The sequence below is a fragment of the Bradyrhizobium altum genome (genome assembly GCF_020889705.1).
Classification (GTDB): Bacteria; Pseudomonadota; Alphaproteobacteria; order Rhizobiales; family Xanthobacteraceae; genus Bradyrhizobium; species Bradyrhizobium altum.
Genome location: NZ_JACMYP010000099.1, coordinates 21027 through 28950, shown reverse-complemented (window position 1 = coordinate 28950; position 7924 = coordinate 21027). Strand labels below are relative to the sequence as shown.

Genomic DNA, 7924 nt, shown 5'->3' with positions numbered 1-7924 from the left:
GGAATCCGCATATTGTGTGCCATCGCGGCCGGTGCTTCATCCGTGTTGACGTGGTGGAGGAAGCTAAAATTCGGCCACTGTTCGGCACTTGCACAGTGAATGATCTCTCGAACGTGAGCCTTAGCCGGCTCAATCTCGATGGGGTCCCGCACGACGAGGTGCATCCGGCAATGTGCCGTTCGTTTGTCGATCATACGGAGAACTATCACACGATCCTTCTTGCAACGCATGGTCAGACGCAATCGGTCATCGACATTATGCCCCACGACGATTTGGCGGTCGCGGCGATCACGCTTCCAGATGGAATCGGCGGTATTTCGGCTGAAGCATTTCCGAAGAAGCCAGGCGCGGCCATAGATTTCCGACCTGGATTCGGCAATGGCGTGACGGACGGGAACGGCATCATCATTTCAGCCGCTGCCAATGGTGATCTGCTCTCGGCGAATTCTCAATCAGGCGGCTACTCTTATCCGGAAGCAGGGCTCCTCAACCATGAGATGCCCAAGATATTCGCATTCCGCACGACGCAATGCTACACCCGCGGCGCTGTAGCAAATGTGGTGTCAATGGATTACGTATTCATAGAAGCGGACGATCAGGGCAACCCGGTCGACAGCACGATCTGGCTAGAGACATGGGATATGCCTTTACCGCTGCCGGACGTGCGCGCCACCTCGTCCGAGAATAGCGTCACGCTCACTATTCAGAAGGACGGATGGTTCTTTCCAGGAAAGACAACTGTGGGCTTTTCGGATCTCGCAGTGTCAGTTGTAAGTACGAAATTGGTAAATGATCGGACCTTAGAGATTTCGGTGGACCGCCCACCTAGGTCAGGTTCGACAGTTAGTTTCGAGACTAAGAACCAATTCCTTCATCACGCGGGGCAAACAGCGATCCCGTAGTCAGGTAGACGGTTTTTCTGCACGAGAAGACAACTCGCAAACTCGGGGAACTCTGCGGCGGGCCGATTTAGACGGCCCGCTGTTTAGCTATTCAAGAGGAAGTTGTTGACGCGGTCGATCAAGCCGGCCCACGTAACCCAATCATGTTCAAAGGCAGAGATACGCAGGTTATTCTGCTTTCCTGGCCTCACTCCACCTGCAGCAGCTGCTTGCGCCTGCTGGGAGGTGAAGAAAGCATATCTTGCAGCTCCGTGCTGCTTAGATCGGTCTCCGAGTATCCAGCGGATGGACCGGTTGAATAAGGCCAGTTCCTCGGATTGGCGCGGCCTGCCGAGACCAGAATCGAAAAGCAGGCGTATTTGATTTCCTTCTCCCTTTTGGTTTCCAAACCCACAGCGGCCGTGGCCCGGATCGAACGCCTTCACTTCAAAAAAGAAGCACCCGACTTGTGAGAACACTGCCAGATCAAGACCATACCCTCTGACTATGACTGCGCTCTTTCCCGCCTTCCGCAAGCAGTCACTTGCGACCCTGCCGACGGCATCCTCAAGCTCTCTCTCGCTGGCGAAGTCTCGTTCCTCAATGGACATGCAAGCGATCTCCCTGTGCACGCATGCTTCACGTTGCGAATTCACTGGTCATCCAGAGAATTGATCGATCTGTTGCGCCATCCAATTGAGTGCGGCAATCGCCTTTGCCAGGCCATGCGGGTCGGCTGCAATCATGCTGAGCGGAATGCTCGGATACCCAAGTGCGACGAGGAAATTTTTCGCGGATGCTTCAGCCACAGAGGCATCGCGACGAGGCTAGTTGCTGAGGAGGCTAGTCTGCCAATTACGCCAGCAAACCAGCAAATCCCAGCGCGTTCGCCGCTGTTCACCGGCGTCTTATTCAACCATTATTCAACGTAGGCAGCTGAAGGCTATCTAAGTGCCTGAAATTGCTGGCGCTCCCTAGGGGAATATCACTCAGTAGCAATTTCAATGATTTGGAGTGGCTAACGTCTATGGGAACGTCCCAGAAGGGTCTTTGAGATCATTTCGCTTTTAAGGACCCTGGCTAACGAGAAGCACTGTTTGAGAACCTCTCATGAAAGCCTCCAACAAACGCCCCGAGCTCGAAAATTGTGTCTTGCGATATCCTGATCTCTCGCTGGACGTCCAGTTTAGGAGGCGCTTCCGCAGAACGGTAGACGTTGTTCGTACTCCCCACTTTGTAGAACCACTGGATACTGCCGGCGAGGCGAGTCTGCATGATTGCGATGGTGAAATAGTTTGGGCGATACGCGACGAGCTTTTGGGCAACACCTTCGACCAAAGCCGCCAATCCCTCACCAAAGGTGTGCGGAGTTGGCAATCGATCAAAGGTCGAGATGCCGATCGGCTGCTTGGAAAAGCTGTGAGACAGCTTCTCATCAAGCTGCATGGATCTGAATCGCCGGACGGTCTCGACACTATCCTTGACGTTTGGAGTTGCCATTACTGCAATCAGCAGGTTGGCGGCATCCGTGCTCGTTACGTTGTTCACAGCCCGTCCTCGACCGGCTTTCCGTCGGAGTCCCGCAGCTGACAGGTTGCGGTCGTGCAACACGACAGTTGCTAAATCCGCCCCCAGCAGGGCACTGACGCATTCAACGAGCTGCTTAGGAGAAGCCGACATGTGTCCAAATGCTCTTGACGGGCGCATTATTGTTTAATAAACAAAATACAAATTAAGGTCAAGATTCATGCAAATTCACACCGGTACCCAATGCCCGCCCATGCCACGCGGTTTGCGTCGCGAACAAGCCGCAGATTACCTGGGAGTGTCGCCATCAAAGTTCGACCAAGCGCGCAAGATGGGGTTGATCCCAACCGCGAGACACTTCCTGGGCGTGGTTTTGTACGACCGCCAAGCACTCGACAGGATGTTCGAAGACTTGCCGTTCGAGAACGCACCTGCCGCCAACGATAACGAATGGGACATTGCACTGCGCGGCGACGAACCGTGATCTTGAGGTTCAAAAGAGTTCTTCCAAAGCACTGCGGATACTTCGTTGACAGCCGCGGGAAGCAGCGACTTCGATTTCGAAAGGGCGCGCGAACAGTCTACCCGAAATCGCAACCTGGCTCCGCTGAGTTTCTTGCCGAATACCAAGCCTTCCTAAACGAGACCGTCACCCTTCGACCAACTGCATCTAAGGGCTCGGTTTCAGCGCTAATCACACAATATTACGAAAGCGCCGACTTCAAAGTTCTTTCGCAGTCAACGCGAACCAATTATCGGCGCTTCTTCGAGCGCTTCCGAACCCAATACGGTTCGCTGCAAGTAGCATCGCTTCAGACGAAGCATGTAAATGCGATGATTGACGCGATAGCGGATAAGCCGGCCGCTGCAAAGCATTTTCGGTTGCGCCTGAAGGCGCTGATGGAGTTTGGCGTCGGTGCCGGCTTCCGCGAAGATAACCCTGTCGATAAAGCAAAAAAGGTTAAGCATAAGGACAAAGGAATTCGCCCTTGGACGGAGACCGACATCGACGATTTCCGAAAGCACTGGCCAGAGGGTTCCTCTCAACGCATCGCATTCGAGTTCATGCTGCATACGGGGTTGCGCCGATCTGACGTCGTCCGCCTGGGTCAGCAACACGTCCGGCACTTTGACGAAGGCACCCGGTTTGTAATCAAAACTGTGAAGTCGCAGCACACCGTTGAACTGGCAATTCCCATTCACCCGAAGCTGCAAGACATCATCGCGGACCTTCCCAAGGATCACCTGACTTTCATTACCACGGAGTTTGGTGCGTCACGATCGGAGAAAGCATTCACTAACTGGATCCGCGAAGCGGCGCACGCAGCAGGACTGCCGTCAAACAGCTCGCCGCATGGCCTTCGCAAAGCAGCATGCCGTCGTCTAGTAGACGCCGGATGCGATCCGTTTCAGGTGCAAGCCATCACGGGCCATAAGAACCTGGACGAGATCATGGTTTACGTTAGGGATCGTGATCGCAAGCTGCTCGCCGGCCAAGCAATGGCAAACTACGCCAACAAATTCGAATGAGCCAAAAATAGCTGCAAACATCCTTTGCTTGATGCTCCCCAATAACAATACAGATGATGAGGACGACGTGTTACCCACTTGGCGCGAAACAATGATCGTAACGGCCTGCACTGGCACGACCGATCGCAAGGCCGGACACAGCATGGACGTGTTCGCGAATTACTTGGCCAACAACGGAGAGCTTACCCCGTACTTGCGGAACTGGTTTGTCCCCATACTGCGAGCAGATCCCGGCCAGAAGTTCGTACTGGATTTCAAACGCCGGGATGGCTTTGAATCGATCGCTAAAGATCCTTCGTTGGCCCTCGAGATCGAAAAGACGACCTGGCAGATGTGCACCCACAGTCACGGTGGGAGCAAACCAACGATCGAGCCGCTCGTTCAATACCTTGAGGCCGGAGGAGACCTAACTCCGTTTTTCCGTCAGCGGCTCGTCGCAATGCTTCTGAAAGATCGCGGAGAAAAGCACTACCTCGAATTCAAGCTGCGCCAAGGACGGCCCTCAATGTGGATGGAGGACTGGATTTGGCAGAGCACAATCGTCGATCGCTTCGAAGACCTTTGTGGGGTGACAGTCACGCATAAGTTCCGATGGGAACTAGAGCATGCTCTTGGACTTGAGACAGCTGAACCAATCGAGATTGGAGAGCGGCAAATCTTCCGGCTCGGCGTTAGCCTTGAGGATGAGTACGGGAAGTACGTTGAGCATACCATTAGCCTCGAGATGGGCACGCCGCTCAGCGCCAAGCAGGCGCGGATCATCACCGCGGCCGAGTATGGCACTTCTGACTCGACGGTGAAGCGAATTCTGCGACGATTCGATGAGGCTGCCCGGATCGTATGACGTTAAGCTCGATTTCGGTTCTTTTCCTGCATCAAATGCGCAGCATGTTTTCTGACCCAGCCCCCCGTTCCTAGTTCAGGCAAAACCCGCCCACGTCATCAATCCTGGTGACTTGGGAGACAACATGAAAACTCTGAATGATAGCGAGGCGAACTACCTGAATGTCAGTCAAGCGGCCGAGTATCTCGGCCTCTCGACCTCATTCCTCAACAAGCGCCGCCGCGCTCATGGTGCCGGGCCCTCTTTCATTAAGGTCGGCAAGCGCGTCCTGTACGATTGCGCCGATCTGGAGCTTTGGATGCACAGCCTCAGAGCCGCGAGCACCACCGAAGCCGCGGGGGTGATTTCGTGAATCAGGCCCAAACCGAACGTGTCAAGCTGCCGGTTGGCAGGATCAAGAGTATCATCAGTTCTGCCGTCGCTCGGGTGCAGCGAGAAGGAAGCTGGGGATCGTACGAGGATCGGGGCGCGTGCCTTAGCATCTGCGAGAAGCGTGGCCTGCATATCATCTACATCACGCCCTTTCAACGGGATTGGCCGCGGCCGGAACCGATCGGGCTGGATAGCTACGGTGTGATCATCGAGGACGAGCACGGCACTGTCTTCGCTGCATGGTGGTTCAGCGATCCCGCTGGTGGCGTCTTAGAAGCTTATGATCCCGGCAAATGGGAGAAGAAGCTGCTCACCAAGAACGGCACCGCTCGTTACAAGAAGCCGCGCAAGGTGGCCGCATGATGCGATCGTCAGCCAACACGAAGCCCTTCCCGTACAGCGCAGAAACCGTCGCTCGTGCGGTGAAGGGTAAAGCCGTCTCGAAGACGGAGATTCGCGCACCAGGACCAGGTCATTCCGAAAAGGATGACTCAATGGTCATTACGATCGATCCGTCCGCGCCGGACGGCTTCCTCGTCTACAGCCACGCGAATGATGATCCCTTGAACTGCAAGGACTACGTCCGAGAGCAGCTGGGCATGGCTAGCTGGCAGAAGGGTTATTCCAGCAAGCCGGGAGTTGAGTACGTCTACCGCACTCAAGCTGGTACGGCCCATATGAAGGTTACACGCCTCAATGGAAAGGGCGGCAAGAAACAGTTTATTCAGCACAGATGTGAGAACAACGATTGGGTGATCGGCACCAAGGGCATCGATCGCGTTCCCTATCGGCTAGATGAGATTGCCGCTTCACCTGACAAGACTATCTATTTCGTCGAGGGTGAAAAGGACGCTGACCGTCTGGCCAAGGAAGGCCTTCTTGCGACAACCGCTCCGGAGGGCGCCAGCGCTCAATGGAAGCCAGAATTGACGCAGTGGTTTAAGGGCCGCCGGGTCGTCATCGTGCCGGACAACGATCAGCCTGGTCGTGCGCACGCGGTAAAGGTGGCGGACGCCATTTCTCGCGTGGCGGCCTCGGTCAAGATCGTGGAGCTACCGAATCTCCCGCCGAAGGGGGACGTATCTGACTGGTTGGACGGTGGCGGGACGATTGATGGACTGATTGCTCTCTGCGAGTCCTCGACTCCCATGCCGGCAAACGACAACACTGCATTGCCCGCCATGGATTTCGGCGAGCCGTTTCGCGGCGTGATCACCGAAGCAGACGTAGCTGCCCGCTTTGTCGAATTTACGCTCGACAGGCTACGTTATGATCACAGTCGCGGAAAGTGGTATCACTGGAACGGCCATAGGTGGCAAGAAGATGATAAACAACTTGTCTTGAACTGGGCCGGCCAGTTTGCGCGCAACGCGTCCGAAGGCAAGGATGCAAAAGTTCAGATTGCTTCTCGCCGAACATCGTTTGCGCGTGCCGTTGCCACGATGGCAAGCTGCGATCCGCGATTAGCCGTGACGGCCTCTTCTTGGGACCGCGACAGCTTCAAGCTCGGCACGCCGGACGGTCACGTTGACCTCAAGACCGGTCAGCTACTGCCGCCCGACCGCCGTGCGATGATCACGAAAAGCACCAGATTCTCGCCCTCGCCTACGGCAAATTGCCTCACTTGGATACGCTTCCTCAAAGACGCTACTGGGAACGACGAGGGGCTCATTCGCTTCCTGCAGCAATGGTGCGGATACTCGCTCACCGGTGACATTCGAGAGCATGCCTTGATCTTCGTCTACGGCGGCGGCGGGAACGGAAAGTCCGTGTTCTTGAACACCGTGAGCAGGATATTCGGAGACTACGCAGTCACAGCGGCCATGGATACGTTTACCGCATCCAGGGACAGCAAGCACCCAACCGAGCTTGCAATGCTCCGTGGCGCGAGACTTGTTACGGCATCCGAAACCGAAGAAGGTCGAGCATGGGCCGAAGCGCGGATTAAGCAACTGACGGGCGGTGACCTGATTTCGGCTCGCTTCATGCGGCAAGACTTCTTCACCTACAGCCCGCAGTTCAAGTTGACTGTTGTCGGCAACCATCGCCCTGTTCTTCGCAAGGTGGATGATGCCATGCGGCGACGGTTCAACATCATCCCGTTCGTGCACAAGCCGGAGGTGCCCGATCCTCAACTGGAGGCGAAGTTAAGGACAGAAGCACCCGGGATACTTCGTTGGATGATCGAGGGTTGCCTGGATTGGCAAACGCACGGCCTTGGGCAGCCCAATGTGGTGAGCGCCGCGACCGAGGAGTACTTCGATGAGCAGGACCTTGTGTCGCAGTGGTTGGAGGAATGCTGCGATGTCGATCGTGACAACAGACTCAGGAAGGCGCAAGCATCCGCCCTGTTCAACAGCTTCAAGGCCTTTGCTCTTGAGGCCGGCGAAGAACCAGGCACAGCAAAGGCGCTTTCGGCAACCCTAAGACAGCGCGGGTTCGAGAGAACGCGCAGCAATACGGGCTATTGGTACGTCGGTATTCGCGTGCGCGAGCCGGTCTTCGGTTGATTGGTGTAGGGTCGTGACGCCACTTTCCTATTATCGGCTCTACACGCGCGTGTAGGAGTTCAATTGGAAAACCCGCCACGACCCGTCACCGTTCACCTTTGGGTACCCGCGTGCCCAACGAAATCCTTCCCAGTGGACTCGCGCGCCGCTCGAGCGCGGGCGCGGATCCATGGCTTAACTCCGAAAGCAAGACTATGAAAACAACCTCGCCCACCGTGCCCGCACCTGTCGGGCGGATGCAGTACTACGCCCTGACGAAA

The 7924-nt window shown here is 55.8% G+C and carries 10 protein-coding genes; 7 read left to right on the top strand and 3 right to left on the bottom strand.

Annotated features, from left to right (window positions below; genetic code table 11):
* Positions 1 to 902, top strand: a 902-nt coding sequence (locus tag H8B02_RS23230) for a hypothetical protein (protein WP_229168435.1), incomplete at its 5' end; no start/stop codon positions are given.
* A gap of 83 nt (positions 903 to 985) precedes the next feature.
* On the opposite strand, the gene H8B02_RS23225 is transcribed toward H8B02_RS23230, so the two are convergent.
* From H8B02_RS23225 to H8B02_RS23215, 3 genes are all read right to left on the bottom strand, one after another.
* Entirely contained in the window at positions 986 to 1492 is a 507-nt protein-coding gene (locus tag H8B02_RS23225) for a hypothetical protein (protein ID WP_229168434.1), read from the bottom strand.
* Between the two features lie 48 nt (positions 1493 to 1540).
* The gene (locus H8B02_RS23220; protein ID WP_229168433.1) at positions 1541 to 1690 is read right to left on the bottom strand and encodes a hypothetical protein; all 150 of its coding nucleotides are present in this window, start codon (positions 1688 to 1690) and stop codon (positions 1541 to 1543) included.
* Positions 1691 to 1961: 271 nt separating this feature from the next.
* On the bottom strand, positions 1962 to 2429 hold the full coding sequence (locus tag H8B02_RS23215) for a hypothetical protein (RefSeq protein WP_229168432.1): 468 nt from the start codon (positions 2427 to 2429) through the stop codon (positions 1962 to 1964).
* A gap of 199 nt (positions 2430 to 2628) precedes the next feature.
* On the opposite strand from H8B02_RS23215, the gene H8B02_RS23210 reads away from it, so the two are divergent.
* From H8B02_RS23210 to H8B02_RS23185, 6 genes are all read left to right on the top strand, one after another.
* Positions 2629 to 2892 (top strand): MerR family transcriptional regulator, encoded by a 264-nt coding sequence (locus tag H8B02_RS23210; RefSeq protein WP_229168431.1) that lies wholly within the window; start codon positions 2629 to 2631, stop codon positions 2890 to 2892.
* Positions 2889 to 3938 carry a tyrosine-type recombinase/integrase gene (locus H8B02_RS23205; RefSeq protein WP_229168430.1) on the top strand — a complete coding sequence of 350 codons (1050 nt, stop codon included), beginning with the start codon at positions 2889 to 2891 and terminating at the stop codon, positions 3936 to 3938. The genes H8B02_RS23210 and H8B02_RS23205 overlap by 4 nt, the downstream gene beginning before the upstream one ends.
* Entirely contained in the window at positions 3880 to 4782 is a 903-nt protein-coding gene (locus tag H8B02_RS23200) for a hypothetical protein (RefSeq protein ID WP_229168437.1), read from the top strand. Before H8B02_RS23205 ends, H8B02_RS23200 begins: the two co-directional genes overlap by 59 nt.
* Before the next feature lie 124 nt (positions 4783 to 4906).
* The gene (locus H8B02_RS23195; protein ID WP_229168429.1) at positions 4907 to 5134 is read left to right on the top strand and encodes a helix-turn-helix transcriptional regulator; all 228 of its coding nucleotides are present in this window, start codon (positions 4907 to 4909) and stop codon (positions 5132 to 5134) included.
* Positions 5131 to 5517 carry a hypothetical protein gene (locus H8B02_RS23190; protein ID WP_229168428.1) on the top strand — a complete coding sequence of 129 codons (387 nt, stop codon included), beginning with the start codon at positions 5131 to 5133 and terminating at the stop codon, positions 5515 to 5517. Before H8B02_RS23195 ends, H8B02_RS23190 begins: the two co-directional genes overlap by 4 nt.
* Positions 5518 to 5648: 131 nt before the next feature.
* A complete protein-coding gene (locus tag H8B02_RS23185) occupies positions 5649 to 7664 on the top strand; it encodes a phage/plasmid primase, P4 family (protein WP_229168427.1) in 2016 nt (671 codons plus the stop codon).
* The last annotated feature ends 260 nt before the right edge of the window (positions 7665 to 7924 follow it).

What these genes read in the sequence shown, in the direction of transcription:
- H8B02_RS23210 (WP_229168431.1), top strand. Translation starts at nt 2,629, where the DNA reads ATGCAAATTCACACCGGTACCCAATGCCCGCCCATGCCACGCGGTTTG.
- H8B02_RS23225 (WP_229168434.1), bottom strand. Translation starts at nt 1,492, where the DNA reads ATGTCCATTGAGGAACGAGACTTCGCCAGCGAGAGAGAGCTTGAGGAT.
- H8B02_RS23195 (WP_229168429.1), top strand. Translation starts at nt 4,907, where the DNA reads ATGAAAACTCTGAATGATAGCGAGGCGAACTACCTGAATGTCAGTCAA.
- H8B02_RS23185 (WP_229168427.1), top strand. Translation starts at nt 5,649, where the DNA reads ATGGTCATTACGATCGATCCGTCCGCGCCGGACGGCTTCCTCGTCTAC.